Below are 18,333 nucleotides of genomic sequence, written 5' to 3' on the forward strand. Positions count from 1 at the left end.
AGGTACACACCCCCACAAGGGCTTTCACCAGCAGACTAGGTTCACACCATCCAAGCCACCCCGCCTCCGGGGCAACTCTTCCAGCCTACCAGACCTAATCTCCGCCCCGCAAACCCGAAGATCCGCAGTCCGAAGGAATCTGGCAAACCCCTCAAACACTCATCCGAGACACAAAGACTCGAACCAGAAGTTCAGGGGCGGTCAGCCGCAAGCCCGATCTCCACTCCCCATCCAAACCCTCTCAGGCCGGCCGGGGCGGCGCCGTGGCGCGCTGACTCGACATAAGTTACGCAGACTTTACCCTCAACACAAATCGGCTGGTCAGAGGGATTTCTGGGCGGTCAGATCGCACCGAACCGTCGAAGTGCTTCCTCGCGCTCGGCTTTGTGGTCGACGATCGGTTCCGGGTAGTCGTCCGCGTCGAGATCCCCTACCCAGCGTCGGACGTACTCCCCCTTGGGATCGAACTTCTTCGCCTGCGCTTCCGGGTTGAACACCCGGAAGTACGGCGCCGCATCGGTTCCGGTGCCGGCTGCCCACTGCCATCCGTGGTTGTTCGACGCCATGTCGCCGTCGACGAGCTGGTCGAGGAACCACTCCGCACCCCACCACCACGGCAGGTGGAGGTCTTTCACCAGGAACGACGCGGTGACCATGCGAACCCGGTTGTGCATCCAGCCGGTCTCGGCGAGTTGTCGCATGCCGGCGTCGACAAGTGGAAAGCCGGTACGCCCGGCCTTCCACGCCTCGAAGCGTTCGTAGGCGTCGTCGTCGGTGTCCAGCTCGATGTCGTCGAATTGCCGATTCCAGTTGTGCCACAAGCTGTGTGGCCAATGGAAGAGCACGTCTGCGTAGAAGTCGCGGAAGGCGAGTTCGCGTAGATACGCCTGCGGCCCATCGCCTTTGGCGAGATCGGCGGCAAGCGTGCGCGGGTGGATGTTGCCGTACTTGAGGTAGGCCGACATCCGGCTGGTCACGTCGGCGGCCGGATCGTTGCGGCCGGTGTCGTAGTGGGCGAGATCGTCGTCGACGAATTCGGCCCATCGGGCCAACGCGGCGTCCTCGCCGGCGGGGAAGGACAGCGTCGTCGGCGCCTCCGGGATCGTGATCCGGGCTGACTTCGTCACCTGCGACGGGTCGAGAACTGCGGAACCCGGAACCGAGGAATCGGCCGGTTTCCGCCAACCGTGTTGATGCCACCGGCGGAAGTACGGAGAGAACACCTTGTACGGTTCACCGTCATCCTTGGTGATCCGACCGGGCGAGACCAGATACGGGGAACCGGTGGCCTCCAGCGGGATGTCGCCGAGCGCCTCGGCGACGGCCTCGTCGCGGCGTCGGCCGAAAGGGGTGAAGTCCGCGGAGATGTGGACGGCCTCGGCATCCACGACTTTCGCGAGGCGCGGGATCTCCTCGTCGGGGCGTCCCCGCACGACGAGCAGTTTCCCGTCGAGCTTGGCATCGACCTCGCGGAGCGAATCGAAGAGGAATGCGAGTCGACGCTCCCCCGACGACTGCTCGAGCCGAGGGTCCACCACAAAGCACAGAAGGAGCGACGAATCGTCGGTCCCTCTGGCTGTGGAAAGCGCCGGTAGGTCGCTCAGACGCAGGTCGCGTCTGAGCCACACCAGGTTTGTGGACGTCAGCCCACTCCGAGCAGGTCGATGACGAACACGAGGGTCCGTCCCGAGAGCCGGTGCCCTGCGCCGGCCGGTCCGTAGGCCAGCTCCGGCGGAACGGTCAGCTGGCGACGGCCGCCGACCTTCATGCCGGGGATGCCTTCCTGCCAGCCCGGGATCAGCCGGTCCAGCGGGAAGTTGGCCGACTGGCCGCGATCCCACGAGGAGTCGAACTCTTCGCCGGTCTCGTAGTCGACACCGACGTAGTGGACATCGACGACGCCCCCGCGGACGGCCTCGGCACCGTCGCCGACGATCAGGTCGGTGATGGTGAGGTCGGCCGGCGGAGGACCCGCCTGGAACTCGACTTCGGGCTTCTCAGTGCTGGTCACAGGACTCTCCTTTGAGTCGGGCGGTCAGTCGGTGTTCCGGGTGGTCGCGGCCCGACCCGGCGGGGCGATCGCTCAGCGATCACCCATCTGCACGTAGTCACGCTCGGTGTAACCGGTGTAGAGCTGACGCGGACGGCCGATCTTGGTGGTCGGGTCCTCGTGCATCTCACGCCAGTGGGCGATCCAGCCCGGCAGGCGACCCAGCGCGAACAGCACGGTGAACATCCGCGTCGGGAAGCCCATCGCACGGTAGATGACGCCCGTGTAGAAGTCCACGTTCGGGTAGAGCTTGCGCTCGATGAAGTAGTCGTCGGACAGCGCGACCTCTTCGAGGCCCTTCGCGATGTCGAGGAGTTCGTCCTCGACGCCGAGGGTTTCGAGGATCGAGTCGGCGGTCTTCTTCACGATCGCGGCGCGCGGGTCGTAGTTCTTGTAGACGCGGTGACCGAAGCCCATCAGCTTGACGCCGGCTTCCTTGTTCTTCACCCGCTTCATGAACTCCTTGGTGTCGCCACCGTCGGCGCGGATGGCGTCGAGCATCTCGAGCACCGCCTGGTTGGCGCCGCCGTGCAGCGGGCCCCAGAGGGCGTTGATGCCGCCGGAGATCGAGGTGAAGAGGTTCGCCTGCGACGAGCCGACGAGACGGACCGTCGAGGTCGAGCAGTTCTGCTCGTGATCGGCATGCAGGATGAACAGCATGTCGAGGGCCTTGGCGACGTCCGGGTTGACCTCGTAGGGCTCGGCCGGGAAGCCGAAGGTCATGCGCAGGAAGTTCTCGACGAGGCTCAGCGAGTTGTCCGGGTACAGGAAAGGCTGACCGGCCGACTTCTTGTAGGCGTAGGCGGCGATGGTCGGCAGCTTCGCCAGGAGGCGGATCGTCGACAGCTCGACCTGCTCGTCGTCCTTGGGATCGAGCGAATCCTGGTAGTACGCCGACAGGGCGTTGACCGCGCTCGACAGCACCGGCATCGGGTGCGCGTTGCGGGGGAAGCCGTCGAAGAAACGCTTGAGATCCTCGTGCAGCAGGGTGTGCCTCTGGATCTTGGTGGTGAAGTCCTCGAGCTGCGACGGGGTCGGGAGCTCGCCGTAGATGAGCAGGTAGCTCACCTCGATGAAGGTCGACTTCTCCGCGAGCTGGTCGATCGGGATACCGCGGTACCGCAGGATGCCGGCGTCGCCGTCGATGTAGGTGATGGCCGACTTGGTCGACGCGGTGTTCACGAAACCACCGTCGAAAGTGGTCAGATTTGTCTCGGCAAGGAACTTGCCGAGTGCAACCGAGTCGGTGCCCTCGGTGGCCTTCAGGATCGGGAGCTCCAGCTGTCCACCGGGGTAGGTGAAGGTCGCTGAGGCCGTGTCGGACGCCTGGTCGGCTGGGACTGTTTCAGCAGACACACGAACCCCTTATTCAGATCAGAGTTTTTGACAGTGTCCGGATAGGACACACAGGTACAAACTAGTCGCTTCTCAGCTCGCTTGCCCAAGGAGGGTCGGCGCCGGGCCTGGAGACGGTGACCGCAGCGACGTGAGCTGCGAATTCGGCAACCTCACGCCACTGATCGGTCGTCAGTGAGCGAACCGAATCCGGTGCCAGCGCGCCCAGTCGGTCGAGCTGGTGGACGATGCCTCCCAGGACGCTGTCGCCGGCCCCGATCGTGTCGACGACGTCGACGTTCCGGGCCGGCACGGTGACCTCGTCCTCGGCGGTGGTCACGGTGATCCCGGACGCCCCCGCGGTGGTGATCACCGCGGCGACACCGTCGGCGAGCCAGTCCTTCACAGCGCTCCCGCAGGGACCCTCACTCAGCCACGCCGCATCCTCGTCCGACAGCTTCACGACGTCGACCGACAACATCCAACTGCGGAAACGGCTCCGGTAGGCATCGGCGTCCGGGATGACGACCGGGCGAATGTTCGGGTCCAGCACGACGAGCCGTTCTTCGGTGCGGCAGCGCCGCATCAGATCCTCGTAGACGGTCGCCCCCGGTTCGAGCACGAGCGAGAGGGTCCCGAAGGTCACCGCCGCGACGGTCGGGGCGAGCGAACCCGGGTCGGTGACAGTGCGATCCGCCGTGCCCTGGACGTAGAAGGAATACTGCGCGGAGCCGTCGTCGGCGATGGTTGCCAGGGCCAGCGACGTCGGTTCATCACGGCGCTGCAGCATCGCCGTACCCACACCGGCACCCTGCAGTGCGCCGACGACCGCCCGGCCGTAGTTGTCGGTCGACACCGCCGACAGCAATGACACGGCACTCCCCAAGCGTCCCAAGGTGATCGCGACGTTGAAGGGCCCGCCGCCCAGCGCCGGCTGCAGCGGCGCCAGCGCCGCACCGGACGCCCGCTTCTCCTGCACCACGTCGACGAGCGCCTCGCCGCAGACGACGATCTCTCTCATGGCACTCAGTCTGCCATTCCCCCGGCGGTAGATTCGGTGCATGCGTGAGTTGCCGGCGGGCCCCGACGCGGTCGTGCTCGACTTCTCGGCCGACGAGTCCCCGTCGGCTGCAGTGCTCGACGCGACGGTCGCCCTGCGTGATGCGGTGGACCGGGGAGAGTTGCCGGAGGTCACCGATCTGGTGCCGAGTGCGCACACGCTGCTGGTGCAGGCTCGGCCGGGTCGTGGCGTCGACGAGCTGGGTGTGCGGCGGGCGTTGCGGCGCCGACGCCCCGGCATCGATCGCGGTGCCGGGTCGGCCGACGAGATCGTGATCCCCGTCCGATACAACGGCGAGGACCTCGCGGATGTCGCTGATGCTCTGGACATCTCGCCCGACGAGGTGATCGGTCTGCACTGCCGCACGCGCTGGCGGGTGCAGTTCATGGGTTTCGCGCCCGGGTTCGGATATCTGGTCGCCGACGACCCGACACCACACCCGTTCGACGCGGTGGGCCGGCGCGCCGAGGCACGTACACGCGTCCCGCAAGGTGCGGTGGCGATCGCCGCCGGTTACAGCGCTGTCTACCCCAAAGAGAGTCCGGGCGGGTGGCAGTTGTTGGGCCGCACCGATGTTCGCCTGTGGGACGAGACGGCCGACCCGCCCGCACTGTTCGCGACCGGGCGGATCGTGCGGTTCGTCGACGCCGGGACGGGCAGCCGCGGATGACCGCCGTCACCGTGCTCGCGACCGGCCCCCTCGCGACCTTCCAGGATCTCGGGCGTCCCGGCTACGCCCATCTCGGCGTACCCGCGTCCGGCGGCGCCGATCGCGGCTCGCTGACATTGGCCAATCGTCTTGTCGGTAACCACGAATCGGCGGCCACGATCGAGACGACACTCGGCGGCCTGCGCATCCGCGCGGAAGGCGACGTGCTGGCCGTGGCGACCGGAGCCGACACCGCCGTGCGCCACAACGGAGTTCCCGTCGGACTCGCCGCGACCGTCGTACTGCACGAAGGTGACGAACTGGCCGTCGACCCGCCGACATGGGGACTGCGCAACTATGTCGCCGTTCGTGGCGGTTTCGACGTCGAGCCGGTCCTGGGGTCTCGATCGACCGACACCATGTCGGGCTTGGGACCGCCGGTTCTGACCGCGAATGTGACCGTGAAGGTGGGTGACGCCGCCGGCGAGTGGCCGCCCGTCGAGTCGGCGCCGTCGAACACCACGCATCCGCGGGTCGTCGTACTCGAGGTGGACGAGGGACCTCGCGCCGACCTGCTGGCGGCGCCCGCGGATCTGTGTGCGGGGAGATGGGTCGTGGGGGCCGACAGCAACCGCGTCGGCGTGCGCATCGACCGCGCCGAAACGTCGTCGGATCCCCTGCTGGCGCATCGGGAGAACGCCGGCGAAATGCGTTCGGAGGGCGTCGCACACGGCGCAGTCCAGGTGCCGCCGAGCGGACGACCCGTGCTGTTTCTCGCCGACCATCCCGTCACCGGCGGTTATCCCGTCGTGGCCGTTCTGTCCGCTGCCGCGGTCGATCTCGCGGCCCAGCTGGTCCCCGGTTCGGAGGTCCGCTTCCGAAGGCGCTGACGCAGGGGGGTCACATCAAGGGCTCACGTTTGGGACCGCTGACCGTTGGGAACGCGGTGGACGTCCCCGAAATGGAGGTACCAACGTGAGCGATCCGTCTGTGAACGACCTGTCGACCGTGCAACTCGTCGAACGCCTGCAGAGTCAGACGACCACCCTGGTCAAGACCGAGCTGCAGAATGCCGTGGCGGAGATGAAGGGCAAGGGCACCCGGATCGGAGTCGGTGCGGGGATTTCCGGCGCGGGCACCCTGTTGATGCTCTTCGGTCTCGGAACGCTGATCGCCGCCGCTGTCCTGGGCCTGGCCAACGCAGTTCCTGCATGGCTTGCCGCCGTGATCGTCGGCGTGGCGTTGCTGGTGATCGGCGGAGCGGCCGCGGCCATCGGCGCCAAGCGTGCGAAATCAGCTGTCCCGCCCGCCCCCGAGCACACCGCCGAGAGCGTCCAGCGCGACGTCGCAACCGTGAAGGAGCACCTCTAGATGAGTGACACACAACCCGACCGGAAACCGGCCGGCGACCCACCGCCGATCGAACAGCAGCGCGAGGAACTCGCCGAGACGGTCGACGCGCTGGCGGCCAAGCTCGATGTCCCGGCGCGCGTGAACACCGCTGCGTCGGAGACCGCCCAGACCGCGAAGGTGAAGGCCGAGGAGAACCGAACGACGCTGATCGGCGTCGCGGTGGCCGCGGTGCTCGCCATCGGCGCCGTCATCGTTGTCAAACGCCGTCGCAGCTGACCCCCGATTTACGAGGAGTACGACATGAGTGCCGTGTCCAAGACGTTCTACAAACCGCTCTCACTGGCGACGAGCGTGCTCGGCGGAATCGCCGCGGGCGCCGTGTTCGGCCAGATCTGGAAGCGGATCTCCGATGATTCCGAAGCCCCCGATCCCAAGGACCTCGACCGCAGCAACACCGAGGTGTTGGCAGCCGCTGCACTGCAGGGGCTCGTCTTCGGGCTGGTCCGCGCGGCCGTCGACCGGGCGGGAGCGCGCGGATACAAAGCGGTCACGCACGAGAGCCCCGACTAGGCCGATGGTTGACACCCACCTGAGACGAACCTAGGGTTCTGTCTCATGACCGAGGTACTGAACGACGCACAGAACACCTGTCCCGTTCACACCGCAGAGGACGCCCCGGCCGCGGCGAACTGCCCGGCCGGGCAGGCCTCGGGCGCCCAGTTCTCGGAAGACGGCTACGAGATCAATGCCTCCGGGGTCAAAGCCGCCCACGAGTACGAACCCCTCGGTCCCGACTCGCTGACCTGGCAGATCTGGGGTACCTGGACCGGCATGTTCCAGGGACTGTGGGCCGGCTCGATCCAGAACATGCACCCCAAGCTGGGCGCAGCCGTCTGGGACCACTCCGACTTCTTCGGCGAACGCTGGCAGCGCCTCATGCGTTCGCTCTACCCGATCAGCGGCGTCGTCTTCGACTCCGTCATCCCCGGCGCGAAGACCGGGCTCGAGGTGCGCGACTACCACAAGACGGTCAAGGGCACGATGGAGGACGGATCGCGTTACCACGCACTCGATCCCGACGTCTTCTACTGGGCGCATGCGACGTTCTGGTACGGCAACGTCCGTCTGTGCGAGCGATTCGGCCCGTTCCTCACCGAGGATCAGAAACGTCAGCTGTTCGAGGAGTCCAAGGCCTGGTACGCCCAGTACGGCGTGTCGATGCGTCCCGTCCCGGAGACCTACGATGATTTCCTCGAGTACTGGGACTACATGTGCCGCAACGTACTTCGTGACCACGTCTCGGTGCGCACGGTCCTCGACATCACGCAGCTGCCGCCACCGCCGTTCCTGAGCTTCGTCCCGAAGTCGGTCTGGGACAAATACCTCGTCCCGCAGAACCAGAAGCTGTTCATGTGGCTGACCACCGGCTTCTACGACGAGCCGATCCGCGAGATCCTCGGGCTCGAGTGGTCCGATGCCGACGAGCGTCGATTCCGCCTGCTGGGCAAGGGCATCAACCTCGTCATGCACACGATGCTGCCGAAGCGCTTCCTGCGCCACCCGCGCCCGCGCGACGCCTGGGACCGCGTCAACGGCAAGGTCGCGAAGGACGCGCCCATCGTGCACACACCCAAGCGCAACCTGCCGCCGCTCGATCAACGCGACAATCCGATGCACTACTGCCCGGTGACCGCCGCTCGTCGAGCGACGTATCCGGCGGTGTTGACCGCGGACTAGATCCCGGGGAACTCTGCCGCGCGCGGCGCGCTCACGATTTCCGTAGGCGCTCACACTTTCGGCGTGAGCGAGAACGATGGAGTGAGCGAAACTCTTCGTGTGGCCTACTGCTGTCCCAAGCCTCGACGCATCGCATGGCGTACCCGTTCGGCCTCGCGCTGGGCGTAGGGGTTCGGCCGCCCGGCCCGTGAGCCGGCGAGTTTCGCGCCGATGTGCTCCCCCACCGTGATCGGCGAGTACCGGCTTCCCGCACCGACACACGACGGCAGGGTCGCGATCATCGCGTCGATGTTGCCGTCGTGGAAGTAGGCGGCGGAGCGTCGGCGCTCGATCGCGCCGTCGACGATCGGCGGTTTCACCCGGTGCAGCGTCGACATCCACCGCTCGTTGGTCCAGCGGGCCATCAGGTCACCGAGATTGATCAGCAGTGCACCGTCTTCGGGGCTGACGTCGTGCCATCGACCCTGGCGGTCGAGGACCTGCAGACCTTTCACCTGATCCGCCCACAACACCGTGACGATGCCGTAGTCGGTGTGCTCCCCCATGCCCGTCAGCTCGCCGTCGAGATCGATCTCGCCGGGCGGAAGGGCGTAGTTGTTCATGCGCAGAACGTCGAGCGAGTGATCGGTGAAGCCCTCGAAGAAATCGGCGGGGAGGTCGAGGGCGTCGGCGAAGATTCGGGTCAGGGTGTGCGCGACGCGTCGTGCCTCGACGAAGTACGCCGACACCGCCGCCTTGAAATGGTCGACCGCCGGCCACGTGTTCGCTGCGTAGTGGTCCTCGGGAAGAGCGAGGTCGGGGTATTCGCGCGCTTCGACGCCGACGTTGAACGCCTCGAAGAAGTCGTTCATCCGGCCCGCCTGCTCGACACCCAACGACAGCGACAACGACTCCGATTTCGGTGGCGCATAACCGCGGTTGATATCCGGCGGGGTGCGATAGGCCTTCTTCACCTCGAGTGGCAGCGCGAAGAAATCGTCCATGACCGCGGTGAATTCCTCGATGACCGCAGGCGGGATCTCATGGCCGACGATCTGCATGAACCCCACCGAACTGGCGGCGTCGTCGACCTTGGCCGCGACGACGGCCCGATCGGCGGGATCACCGTTGCGGATGTAGGGCGAGATGTCGATGATCGGCACCTGAAAACCCTCGGTGGCGGCGGTCATGGCGTCCATGGTGACACCGAAACGTCAAAACCGCTGGCCAGACGACGAATGGGTCAGGTGCGCTGACCTGCCCGGTACTGGACGAAGGCCGGGATGAGCAGCGCGGCGATGATCGTCGCGATCACCACGGCGACGCCACCGAACGCTGTCGCCGCTGCGACGCCGATCGATGCCGCCGCGGTACCGTGCGCGACGTCGGCGATTCGCGGCCCGCCGGCGACCACCACGATGAACACGCCCTGCAGGCGTCCGCGCACCTCGTCGTTCGCGGCCTCGAGCAGGATGGTCTGCCGGAAAGCGGCCGAGGCCATGTCGGCGGCACCGCCGATCATCAGCAGGACCACCGCGACGACGAGCATCGGCATCGCCGCACCGTCGGCGAAGGAGACCGCGATGCCCGTGCCGGTGATCGCCAGACCCCAGATGATGATGCACACGATCACGGCCAGGCCCTGCCGTTCGACGCGTGTGACCCAGCCCGAGAAGATGCCGCCGACCACGGCACCCGCCGAGATCGCCGTGAACAGCAGGGCGAAGGCGATGCCGCCGCCCTCCGGTCCGCCGAAGTTCTCGTGCGCCATCTGCGGGAAGAGCGCCCGTGGCATGCCGAAGATCATCGCGATGAGGTCCACGAGGAACGACGCCATCAGGATCTTGTGGCCGGTCAGGTAGCGGAGACCTTCGATCACCGATCGCAGGCCCGCGACCTTCGGCGCAGCGTCGCTCTCGGGCCGCAGCGACGGCAACATCACGACCGCGATGAGTGTCGGCAGCAGGAACAGGGTGTCGGCGAAATAGAGCCACGAGTAGCCGAGGATCGGGATCAGCGCGCCACCGACGAGCGGTCCGGCGATCGCGCCCGCCTGCATGACCGTCATGTTCAGCGACAACGCCGCGGGCAGGTCTTTCGCGTCGATGAGTCGGGGCAGGACCGCGGTCCGTGTCGGCTGGTTGATCGCGAAGAACGCCTGCTGAACGGCGAAGAGCAACAGCAGGATCCACACGTTGTCGCCGCCGGCCGCGGCCTGCGCCCAGAACAGCGCGCTGCAGACGATGAGGCCGATCGTGCTGACGATCAGCAGAGTCCGACGGTCGACGACGTCGGCCAGTGCGCCGCCCCACAGTCCGAAGACGACGAGCGGGACGAGACCGAACACACCTGTCAGACCGACATATGCGGAGCTACCGGTGATCTCGTAGATCTGCGCGGGCACCGCGATGATCGTGAGCTGGGCCCCGATGACGGTGACGATGTTCGCGATCCACAGACGCCGGAAGTACTGGTTCCGCAGGGGCGTCGTGTCTGCGAGGAGCCGTGACATTCCCACGATGCTAGGAGGCCAGCAGGTGTGACCTCCGTCCGGTCCGTCAGGACCGCTACACATCCCCGCCGATCACGGGTGGTCCCGTCTCAGGGCTGCAACCGCTCGATGTGCCATTCGTGGTCGACGTGGGTGAGCCGCACCCGGTTGTGGAGACGGTTGGCGCGGCCCTGCCAGAACTCGACCTCAACCGGGTCGATGCGGTAGCCACCCCAGTCCGAGGGGACGGGGATCTCGTCGCCGGCGTCGAATCCGCCGTAGCGGTCGGCCAGATCTGCGGCCTTCTGCTCGAGTTCGAGCCGGCTGCCGATCGGCCGGGACTGATCCGACGCGGCGGCCGACAACTGCGAGCCGCGGGGTCGGAGCTCCCAGTAGGCCTGTGTCTCCTCGGCGCTGACGTGCGCGACAGGCCCGCGGAAATGAACCTGACGTTCCAGCGCGATCCACGGGAACGTCACCGACGCGTAGGGGTTGGCGGCCAGGTGCCGACCCTTGTCGGACTCGTAGCCGGAGAAGAAGACCACCCCGTTGGCGTCGACACCCTTGCACAACACGGTGCGGGTCGAGGGCCGGCCGTCGGCGTCGGCGGTCCCGAGGACCATCGCGTTGGGCTCGGCGATCCGGGCTTCGAGCGCTTCCTTCAGCCAGACGCTGAACAGGTCGAGCCACGGCGGATCGCCGCGTAGCCAGCTGGGGTCGAGGTTCTCGCGAATTCCGTCTGCTCCCGCCGCACGATCGCCCTCTCCGATATTGGGCGGAATACCTCCGCCGTAGCCGACGCGCATGTTCGGCAGATCGATCGAATCGAGCGGTTTCTCCAACACTCGCCTGAATTTACTCCGACGACATCGTTACTCCCTGGTACACGCAGGGCGTCGTGCTCATCTACAGTTCGATCTGGATCGACGCACGTGATTTCAGGACACAGTTGTCTCGAGTGAGGTGGTTGTCATGGCCAACGCGGTTCCCGAGGATTTCGTCCCAGGTCTCGAAGGCGTGGTGGCATTCACCACCGAGATCGCCGAACCCGACAAGAACGGCGGCAACCTGCGTTATCGCGGCGTCGACATCGAGGATCTCGTCGAGAACAAGGTGACCTTCGCCGATGTGTGGGCTCTCCTCGTCGACGGCAAGTTCGGCGACGGACTGCCCCCGGCCGAACCGTTCCCGCTGCCCATCCACACCGGCGACGTGCGCGTCGACGTGCAGGCCGCACTTGCGATGCTCGCCCCGATCTGGGGTTACGAGCCGCTCCTCGACATCGACGACGAGACCGCGCGCGAGAACCTGGCCCGCGCTTCGGTGATGGCGCTGTCGTATGTGGCGCAATCAGCGCGCGGAATCCACCAGCCCGCGGTCCCGCAGCACGTCATCGACGAATGTTCCACCGTCACCGAGCGGTTCATGACCCGATGGAAGGGCGACCCGGATCCCAAGCACGTCGCCGCCATCGACGCGTATTGGGTCAGCGCCGCCGAGCACGGCATGAATGCGTCGACCTTCACCGCGCGGGTCATCGCCTCCACCGGCGCCGACGTCGCGGCGTCGCTGTCGGGAGCGATCGGCGCGATGTCCGGACCGCTTCACGGTGGCGCCCCCGCGCGCGTGCTGCCGATGATCGAAGAGGTCGAGAACACCGGCGACGCACGAGGATTGGTGAAGGGCATTCTCGACCGCAAAGAGAAGCTGATGGGCTTCGGACACCGCGTGTACCGCGCCGAAGATCCCCGCGCCCGGGTGCTCCGACGCACCGCCCAGGAACTCGGGGTACCGCGCTTCGAGGTGGCCGCCGCGCTCGAGCAGGCCGCACTCACCGAGCTCCGTGAACGACGCCCCGACCGTGCGATCGAGACCAATGTCGAATTCTGGGCGGCCGTCATCCTCGACTTCGCCGAGGTCCCGCCGCACATGATGCCCGCCATGTTCACCTGCGGACGCACCGCCGGCTGGTGTGCCCACATCCTGGAGCAGAAGCGCCTCGGCAAGCTCGTCCGCCCCGCGGCGATCTACACCGGCGCCGCACCCCGCCGTCCCGAGGACGTCGCCGGCTGGGGTGACCTGGTGAAGCCGGGGCTGTAGCGCGGCGCCGCAGAATCCAAGCAGACTGGCCCCTGACCAGGGTCTGGCGCGGCGTGGTGAGCCATCAGTCAGCCGCTGTGCTGCATGGCCGGCCAACCCGGATGAAAGGCGTTCTGGGCTCGAGTCGCGATTCTCGGGAAGGCCCGCCGCGATAGTCCGAAATGCCGATTCCGGGAGCGCTCGGTAGCGCGTAAGCCGAGGTGGCCGGGAAGTGGCGTCCGCCACAACCCTAGAATTGCTGCCATGAGCGATTCCGCAACCGCACCCATCACCCTGCCCGCCGACCTGCTGCCGTCGGACGGCCGCTTCGGTTGCGGACCGTCGAAGGTGCGCCCCGAGCAGTTGCAGTCCCTCGTCGACACCGGCGCATCGGTGTTCGGCACCAGCCACCGTCAGGCTCCGGTCAAGAACGTGGTCGGCTCGATCCGTGAGGGTCTGGCCAACCTGTTCTCGTTGCCCGATGGCTACGAGGTCGTCCTGTCCAACGGCGGCACCACCGCCTTCTGGGATGCCGCCGCGTTCGGTCTGATCAAGCAGCGTTCGCTCCACCTCACCTACGGCGAGTTCTCGTCGAAGTTCGCGACCGTCGCCAAGAAGGCACCGTTCCTGGACTCGCCCGCGGTCATCTCCACCGACCCCGGTACCGCCCCCGACCCGGCCGCGCTGACCGCTGACGACTTCGGCGGCGTCGACCTCATCGGCTGGGCCCACAACGAGACCTCGACCGGTGTGTCCGTACCGGTCGTTCGCCCCGCCGGCTCCGACGACGCACTCATCGCCATCGACGCCACCTCCGGTGCAGGCGGCCTGCCCGTCAACGTCGCCGACTCCGACGTCTACTACTTCGCGCCGCAGAAGTGCTTTGCCTCGGACGGCGGCCTGTGGGTCGCCCTGATGAGCCCGCGCGCACTCGCCCGCGTCGCCGAGATCGCCGAGACCGACCGCTGGTGCCCGGAGTTCCTGTCGCTGCCGACCGCCGTCGACAACAGCAGCAAGAACCAGACCTACAACACCCCGGCCGTCGGCTCGTTGCTGCTGTTCGCCAACCAGATCGAGTGGATGAACAACAACGGCGGCCTCGACTGGTGTGTCTCGCGCACCGCCGACTCGAGCTCGCGTCTGTACCAGTGGGCCGAAGCCAGCGAGTACGCGACGCCGTTCGTCGCTGAGGCAGCCAACCGCAGCCAGGTTGTCGGCACCATCGACTTCAACGACGACGTCGACGCCGCGGCGGTTGCCAAGACCCTGCGTGCCAACGGTGTCGTCGACACCGAGCCGTACCGCAAGCTGGGCCGCAACCAGCTGCGTATCGGCATGTTCCCGGCCATCGATCCCGAGGACATCACCAAGCTCACCAACTGCATCGACTACATTGTCGAGCGCCTCTGAGCTCGGCCAGAACCGTCCGTCACCGGCGCGTCGCACCCTCGGGTCGACGCGCCGGTCGCGTTCAGGCGGACGGGTAGCCTGGACACCACAGACCACATACGACGCACCCATCGCTGGTGTCGCAACGGCCCCACGCGTTCTGAACTGCGGTTTTACCGCGTGTCCCACAGTGAATCGGCAGATCGGTGAGTTAATGTGACCCCAATGCATGAACCCACCGGAGGAGGAGCAGATGCGTGAGCTCCGCGTCGTCGGAGTGGAAACCGATGGTTCCCACGTCATCTGCCAAGACCCTCAATCGGGTGAGAAATTCCGGATCGCCTCCGACGAACGCCTTCGCGCCGCGGCCCGCGGCGACATCACCAGGCTGGGACAGATCGAGATCGAGATGGAAAGTGCATTGAGGCCACGAGAGATCCAGGCACGCATCCGCGCGGGTGCCTCCGTCGCCGAGGTCGCCGCCGCGGCCGGGGTGGGTGTCGACAAGATCGAACGATTCGCCCACCCGGTGCTCCTCGAGCGCAGCCGCGCCACCGAGCTCGCCGGAGCGGCCCACCCGATCCGGCATGACGGCCCGGCCGTCGCGACTCTCGCCGAATCCGTGGCAGAAGGTCTCGTCGCGTACGGGCACAACCCGGCGGACGCCGACTGGGACGCCTGGAAGGACGACGGCGGCTACTGGGTCGTGCAGGTCGCCTGGAGCGTCGGACGCACCGACAACCTCGCGCACTGGCGATACCAGCCCGGCACCCACGGCGGCACCGTCGACCCGCTCGACGACCTCGCCGACGAACTGACCCACCCCGAGACCATCGCGCCGCGGCGTCGACTCACTCCGGTCGCCGCCCCGGAGGTCGCCGTCGAGACGACATCCACCGGGCGTGAGGAAGTCACCATCGACGCCAACTCCCTCATCGGTGCGCAACGTGCGCGGCAGGAACGTCGCACTGCGGACGACGACCACGGCACCGTCCCACTCGATTTCGGGTTCGGCGATGACGAGACCGACGAGCACACTGCGCCGGCTCCGGTCACCCCGATCTCCGCTCCCGTCGAACAGGCACCCGTCGAAGCCGCCCCCGTCGTCGACGACGAGGAGCCCGCCGAACCCGCAGTCCGGGAGACCGCCGAAGCCGACGACGAGCCGGCGGCCGCCCAGCACGGCACTTCTGATTCGTCGGCGACCCGCGAACCAGGACCGGCCCACGCCGACCGTCCGCGCAAGAAGAAGGCCCGCAAGCCCGCCGTGCCCGCCTGGGAGGACGTCCTGCTCGGCGTACGTAGCAACGGGAACAGCTGATCGATGTCGGCACGTGCCGCCACCGTCTGGTTCATCGACTCCCCTGACCCGGCCGACGACCTCCGAACCGTCGTGCGCGCACCACGGCACGACCATCAGCACGCCCAGCAACTCGCGTCGAAGATTTACGGCGACAGCGTGCTCGTGCCGCTCGTCGACACCGACCTCGCGACTGCTGCTGCCGCGAAGGATCACCACGTCTACGCCGGGTTCTACGGCTCGCTCGCCGTGATCTCATGCTCACTGTTCGAGACGGCGACTCCCTCGATGCTGACCCGAACGCTGACCGCGATCCGACCGAGCAGTGTCACGACGTTGCTCTACACCGAACCCGAGACGTCGTTCGGTGCATTCGCACGATGGGAGTCGGGCTCACTCCGACGTTCGTTCTCCGCCGACCCCGTGACCATCCACGAGGACGAGGGCCTCCCGTTCACCTTCGAGAAGCCGTTCTGGGGCGGCGAGTTCCCGCTCACCTACGCTGACGGCGTGCCGAACCAAGGTATGGCACTCCCCTTCCATCCGGCGCAGGTCGCCGAGGAGGCCAACCGGTCCTGGCTCGGGTTTCGCTACACCCATCCCCTCGCGCCGACGGACCTCGACCCGGCGGACATCACCGTCACCTGCTTCGCACTTCATCCCGCCGAATACGAGCCGACCGCCGACGATTTCGAAAACTATCGAAGAGCCACCGCCGCGCGCGGCTCGGAACGCAGCGCGCCCGAGGACACGCCCCGCAAGCGCGGACGGTTCCGGGAGTACTTCGGGTTCTAGGTCGAGGACGATCGCCGGTCACCCCCCACGCTCCCTGACGTGAGAGTGATTGCGTGCGTCACCTATCCGCTCCCCGACGTGAGAGTGATTGCGTGCGTCACCTATCCGCTCCCTGACGTGAGAGTGATTGCGTGCGTTACCCAGCTCCCTGAGGTGCGAGCGCAGCGAGCCTCGAAGGGCCGGCGACCATCCCTCGCGACTTCTCACCCATGCGGATATGCGGCGGCAAGCAGTAGTGAGGCGAGGGCGGCTTCGGCGTCGGAGGCGTTGCGTAGGTCGATGACCTCGCGTAGCTGAAGGCGTGTTTCATCGCCGGACTCCGGTTCGGGTCCGTGGATTTCGTCGCGCACCTGTTGGAGGTGTTCGGCGAACCGGCGGGGTAGGTCGGGTCGCCGGTTGATGCGTTCAGGATTCGGGGGTGCGCCGGGTTCGGCGTTGAGTCGCCAGGCGCAGCGTCCTTCGTCGGGGCCTTCACGCACCATGCGGGTGGTGTAGCCGCCGGGTTGGTTGCTGACCATGCGGTTGTGTTTCGGGCACGCCGGTGCGAGGTCGGTGATGTCGGTGAGGCCACCGTCGGCCCAACCGAGTTGGGCGTGATGCATCTCGACGTGTGCGGCGGCGAGGTCGCAGCCTGGGGTGGAGCAGCTTTCGCCGTCGGGTCGGGCGAAAGAGACGAGGCGTTGTTCGCGGGTGGCCAGGCGTTTGCCGCGTCCGAAGTACAGCGGGACGGCGGTGGCGTCTTTGAATACCGCCAACCAGGGTTGGGCATTGTCAGCCATGTTGATGAGCTCGGGGATGGGGATCAGGGTGCCGGTGGCGGTGGTGGCGAACCCGGCTTCGCGGACCAGGTCGTTGAGGTCGGCTTTGATGATCAGTTGGGTCGGTAACCCGCGGTGACTCTTACCCAGGAGACCGTCCTCGAAAACAGCCTTGAGCAGTGCGTTGAACGCGTCGTGATTCAGCTGGGCGGGGGTGCGGTCATCGCGTTCGGCCGCAGCAGCGACGGCTTCGGGGTCGGCGTCTTCGATCGAGCCGCGCGGGGAGTGGGGGTCGTCGGGGTTGTTCATGCCGGGTGTGGCCCACACAGCAAGCAGCATGGTGACCCGGGCGAGAAGCTCTGGAGTCAGGTTGGCGGTCATTTTGGCGGTGCCGTCGGCGCGTTGGCGGTGGACCGACAGGTTGCGGCGGCGTTTGCGGTCGGTGTCGTCGGCGAGTGTGCCGTCGGGATCGAGGTGGGCGAGTAGGCGTGCGCCGAGGGCGGTGATGTCGGCGGGGGTGTGGTCGACGGCGATCTCGGCCATTTGTCGTTCGGCGGCGACTTTCACGTCGTGGTCGACGGCGTGCGGAATCTGCTCGAGCACCTCGACGACCGCTCGCACGTGCGCGGGTCCGACGCGGCCACCGGCGAATGCCTCGGCCAGGGCGGGATGTTGAGGTGGCAGTTGCTCGCCGGTGTGGCTGGGAAAGCTTGCGGTGGCCGACATTTGGTTGCGGCGTCGGATCGGTTCGGCGACGCGCAAACGGTGAGTCATGAACTGGATGACGCTGCGGTGGCCGGTCTTGTGGGGGAGGTCTCGTTCGGTGGCTTCGACGATCTGGCGGTCACCGGCGAAACTCAGTCGCGCGATGGCACGTTCGGTTTCGGCAGCGACGTCGACGAGTTCGGAATCGGAGCACTGCGTCAGATCGGCGGTCTGCAGTTCGGCGGTGATCCGGTGCAGTTCCTGCACGAGTTCACAAGCGCGCGAAACCGGGGCATCGGACTGCGAGATCTCGGTCAAGACGGTCACCCCCCGATGCCGTTGTGCGAATGTATGTTCGACTGTACTCCGAAACTTGTTGCTGCGCAATGATTGCCGAAATCATCGCCATCGCCGGGGTTGTCGGTGGCATCTGGTATTGGACGTTGGCGGTTGTCTCTTCGATACGCTCGCAAGCTCGCTACTCAGGGAGCAGAACCACCGCCCGGCACGCTCGCTACCCAGAGAGCAGAACCACCGCCCGGCACGCTCGCTACTCAGGGAGCAGAACGACCGCTCGGCACGCTCCCTACTCAGGGAGCAGAACCACCGCCCGGCACGCTCGCTACTCAGGGAGCAGAACCACCGCCCGGCAC

Annotated in this window: 18 protein-coding genes; 10 read left to right on the top strand and 8 right to left on the bottom strand. The window is 66.8% G+C overall.

What is annotated here, in order from left to right:
• Positions 1-341 precede the first annotated feature (341 nt).
• From M1L58_RS15935 to M1L58_RS15950, 4 genes are all read right to left on the bottom strand, one after another.
• Positions 342-1,628, bottom strand: a complete 1,287-nt coding sequence (locus M1L58_RS15935) for a cryptochrome/photolyase family protein (protein ID WP_248659642.1) — start codon at positions 1,626-1,628, stop codon at positions 342-344.
• A 14-nt stretch (positions 1,629-1,642) separates the two neighbouring features.
• Positions 1,643-2,011, bottom strand: coding sequence for an FKBP-type peptidyl-prolyl cis-trans isomerase (locus M1L58_RS15940; RefSeq protein WP_005198205.1), 369 nt, complete (start codon positions 2,009-2,011; stop codon positions 1,643-1,645).
• A gap of 72 nt (positions 2,012-2,083) precedes the next feature.
• Positions 2,084-3,406 (bottom strand): citrate synthase, encoded by a 1,323-nt coding sequence (locus M1L58_RS15945; protein WP_006868373.1) that lies wholly within the window; start codon positions 3,404-3,406, stop codon positions 2,084-2,086.
• Between the two features lie 61 nt (positions 3,407-3,467).
• Complete coding sequence (locus tag M1L58_RS15950; RefSeq protein WP_248659643.1) at positions 3,468-4,406, bottom strand: carbohydrate kinase family protein; 939 nt, start codon at positions 4,404-4,406, stop codon at positions 3,468-3,470.
• A gap of 40 nt (positions 4,407-4,446) precedes the next feature.
• Here M1L58_RS15950 and M1L58_RS15955 point away from each other — a divergent pair, with 40 nt between their 5' ends.
• The 6 genes from M1L58_RS15955 to M1L58_RS15980 all read left to right on the top strand — a co-directional run bounded on the left by M1L58_RS15955 (position 4,447) and on the right by M1L58_RS15980 (position 8,184).
• Positions 4,447-5,115 (top strand): 5-oxoprolinase subunit B family protein, encoded by a 669-nt coding sequence (locus M1L58_RS15955; RefSeq protein WP_248659644.1) that lies wholly within the window; start codon positions 4,447-4,449, stop codon positions 5,113-5,115.
• A complete protein-coding gene (locus M1L58_RS15960) occupies positions 5,112-5,984 on the top strand; it encodes a biotin-dependent carboxyltransferase family protein (RefSeq protein ID WP_248659645.1) in 873 nt (290 codons plus the stop codon). Before M1L58_RS15955 ends, M1L58_RS15960 begins: the two co-directional genes overlap by 4 nt.
• Positions 5,985-6,069: 85 nt before the next feature.
• Complete coding sequence (locus tag M1L58_RS15965) at positions 6,070-6,465, top strand: phage holin family protein (protein ID WP_006868369.1); 396 nt, start codon at positions 6,070-6,072, stop codon at positions 6,463-6,465.
• The gene (locus M1L58_RS15970) at positions 6,466-6,723 is read left to right on the top strand and encodes a DUF3618 domain-containing protein (RefSeq protein ID WP_248659646.1); all 258 of its coding nucleotides are present in this window, start codon (positions 6,466-6,468) and stop codon (positions 6,721-6,723) included.
• A 24-nt stretch (positions 6,724-6,747) separates the two neighbouring features.
• On the top strand, positions 6,748-7,017 hold the full coding sequence (locus M1L58_RS15975) for a DUF4235 domain-containing protein (protein ID WP_006868367.1): 270 nt from the start codon (positions 6,748-6,750) through the stop codon (positions 7,015-7,017).
• A gap of 45 nt (positions 7,018-7,062) precedes the next feature.
• Positions 7,063-8,184: an oxygenase MpaB family protein gene (locus M1L58_RS15980; RefSeq protein WP_248659647.1), complete on the top strand. Its 1,122-nt coding sequence runs from the start codon at positions 7,063-7,065 to the stop codon at positions 8,182-8,184.
• 104 nt (positions 8,185-8,288) lie between these two features.
• On the opposite strand, the gene M1L58_RS15985 is transcribed toward M1L58_RS15980, so the two are convergent.
• The 3 genes from M1L58_RS15985 to pdxH form a co-directional block, all read right to left on the bottom strand.
• Positions 8,289-9,362 carry an isopenicillin N synthase family dioxygenase gene (locus M1L58_RS15985; protein ID WP_248659648.1) on the bottom strand — a complete coding sequence of 358 codons (1,074 nt, stop codon included), beginning with the start codon at positions 9,360-9,362 and terminating at the stop codon, positions 8,289-8,291.
• A gap of 44 nt (positions 9,363-9,406) precedes the next feature.
• Positions 9,407-10,675: an MFS transporter gene (locus M1L58_RS15990; protein WP_248659649.1), complete on the bottom strand. Its 1,269-nt coding sequence runs from the start codon at positions 10,673-10,675 to the stop codon at positions 9,407-9,409.
• Positions 10,676-10,764: 89 nt separating this feature from the next.
• Positions 10,765-11,460: a pyridoxamine 5'-phosphate oxidase gene (pdxH, locus tag M1L58_RS15995; RefSeq protein WP_282578788.1), complete on the bottom strand. Its 696-nt coding sequence runs from the start codon at positions 11,458-11,460 to the stop codon at positions 10,765-10,767.
• A 166-nt stretch (positions 11,461-11,626) separates the two neighbouring features.
• Here pdxH and M1L58_RS16000 point away from each other — a divergent pair, with 166 nt between their 5' ends.
• From M1L58_RS16000 to M1L58_RS16015, 4 genes are all read left to right on the top strand, one after another.
• Positions 11,627-12,754 (top strand): citrate synthase 2, encoded by a 1,128-nt coding sequence (locus tag M1L58_RS16000; RefSeq protein ID WP_154884663.1) that lies wholly within the window; start codon positions 11,627-11,629, stop codon positions 12,752-12,754.
• Positions 12,755-12,997: 243 nt separating this feature from the next.
• Positions 12,998-14,143, top strand: coding sequence for a phosphoserine transaminase (serC, locus tag M1L58_RS16005; RefSeq protein ID WP_006868361.1), 1,146 nt, complete (start codon positions 12,998-13,000; stop codon positions 14,141-14,143).
• Between the two features lie 232 nt (positions 14,144-14,375).
• Complete coding sequence (gene sepH / locus M1L58_RS16010) at positions 14,376-15,443, top strand: septation protein SepH (protein WP_248659690.1); 1,068 nt, start codon at positions 14,376-14,378, stop codon at positions 15,441-15,443.
• A gap of 3 nt (positions 15,444-15,446) precedes the next feature.
• On the top strand, positions 15,447-16,217 hold the full coding sequence (locus tag M1L58_RS16015) for a DUF6928 family protein (protein WP_248659650.1): 771 nt from the start codon (positions 15,447-15,449) through the stop codon (positions 16,215-16,217).
• 203 nt (positions 16,218-16,420) lie between these two features.
• Here M1L58_RS16015 and M1L58_RS16020 read toward each other — a convergent pair whose 3' ends face one another.
• Entirely contained in the window at positions 16,421-18,007 is a 1,587-nt protein-coding gene (locus M1L58_RS16020; RefSeq protein WP_248659651.1) for an HNH endonuclease signature motif containing protein, read from the bottom strand.
• Between the last annotated feature and the right edge of the window lie 326 nt (positions 18,008-18,333).

This window comes from Gordonia sp. C13 (assembly GCF_023218005.1).
Classification (GTDB): Bacteria; Actinomycetota; Actinomycetes; order Mycobacteriales; family Mycobacteriaceae; genus Gordonia; species Gordonia namibiensis.

Excerpts from the sequence above, each read along its gene's own strand:
- M1L58_RS15980 (WP_248659647.1), top strand. The coding sequence starts at position 7,063 with ATGACCGAGGTACTGAACGACGCACAGAACACCTGTCCCGTTCACACC.
- pdxH (WP_282578788.1), bottom strand. The coding sequence starts at position 11,460 with ATGCGCGTCGGCTACGGCGGAGGTATTCCGCCCAATATCGGAGAGGGC.
- M1L58_RS15990 (WP_248659649.1), bottom strand. The coding sequence starts at position 10,675 with ATGTCACGGCTCCTCGCAGACACGACGCCCCTGCGGAACCAGTACTTC.
- serC (WP_006868361.1), top strand. The coding sequence starts at position 12,998 with ATGAGCGATTCCGCAACCGCACCCATCACCCTGCCCGCCGACCTGCTG.
- M1L58_RS16015 (WP_248659650.1), top strand. The coding sequence starts at position 15,447 with ATGTCGGCACGTGCCGCCACCGTCTGGTTCATCGACTCCCCTGACCCG.
- M1L58_RS15975 (WP_006868367.1), top strand. The coding sequence starts at position 6,748 with ATGAGTGCCGTGTCCAAGACGTTCTACAAACCGCTCTCACTGGCGACG.
- M1L58_RS15950 (WP_248659643.1), bottom strand. The coding sequence starts at position 4,406 with ATGAGAGAGATCGTCGTCTGCGGCGAGGCGCTCGTCGACGTGGTGCAG.
- M1L58_RS16000 (WP_154884663.1), top strand. The coding sequence starts at position 11,627 with ATGGCCAACGCGGTTCCCGAGGATTTCGTCCCAGGTCTCGAAGGCGTG.
- M1L58_RS15960 (WP_248659645.1), top strand. The coding sequence starts at position 5,112 with ATGACCGCCGTCACCGTGCTCGCGACCGGCCCCCTCGCGACCTTCCAG.
- M1L58_RS15985 (WP_248659648.1), bottom strand. The coding sequence starts at position 9,362 with ATGGACGCCATGACCGCCGCCACCGAGGGTTTTCAGGTGCCGATCATC.
- M1L58_RS15955 (WP_248659644.1), top strand. The coding sequence starts at position 4,447 with ATGCGTGAGTTGCCGGCGGGCCCCGACGCGGTCGTGCTCGACTTCTCG.
- M1L58_RS15970 (WP_248659646.1), top strand. The coding sequence starts at position 6,466 with ATGAGTGACACACAACCCGACCGGAAACCGGCCGGCGACCCACCGCCG.
- sepH (WP_248659690.1), top strand. The coding sequence starts at position 14,376 with ATGCGTGAGCTCCGCGTCGTCGGAGTGGAAACCGATGGTTCCCACGTC.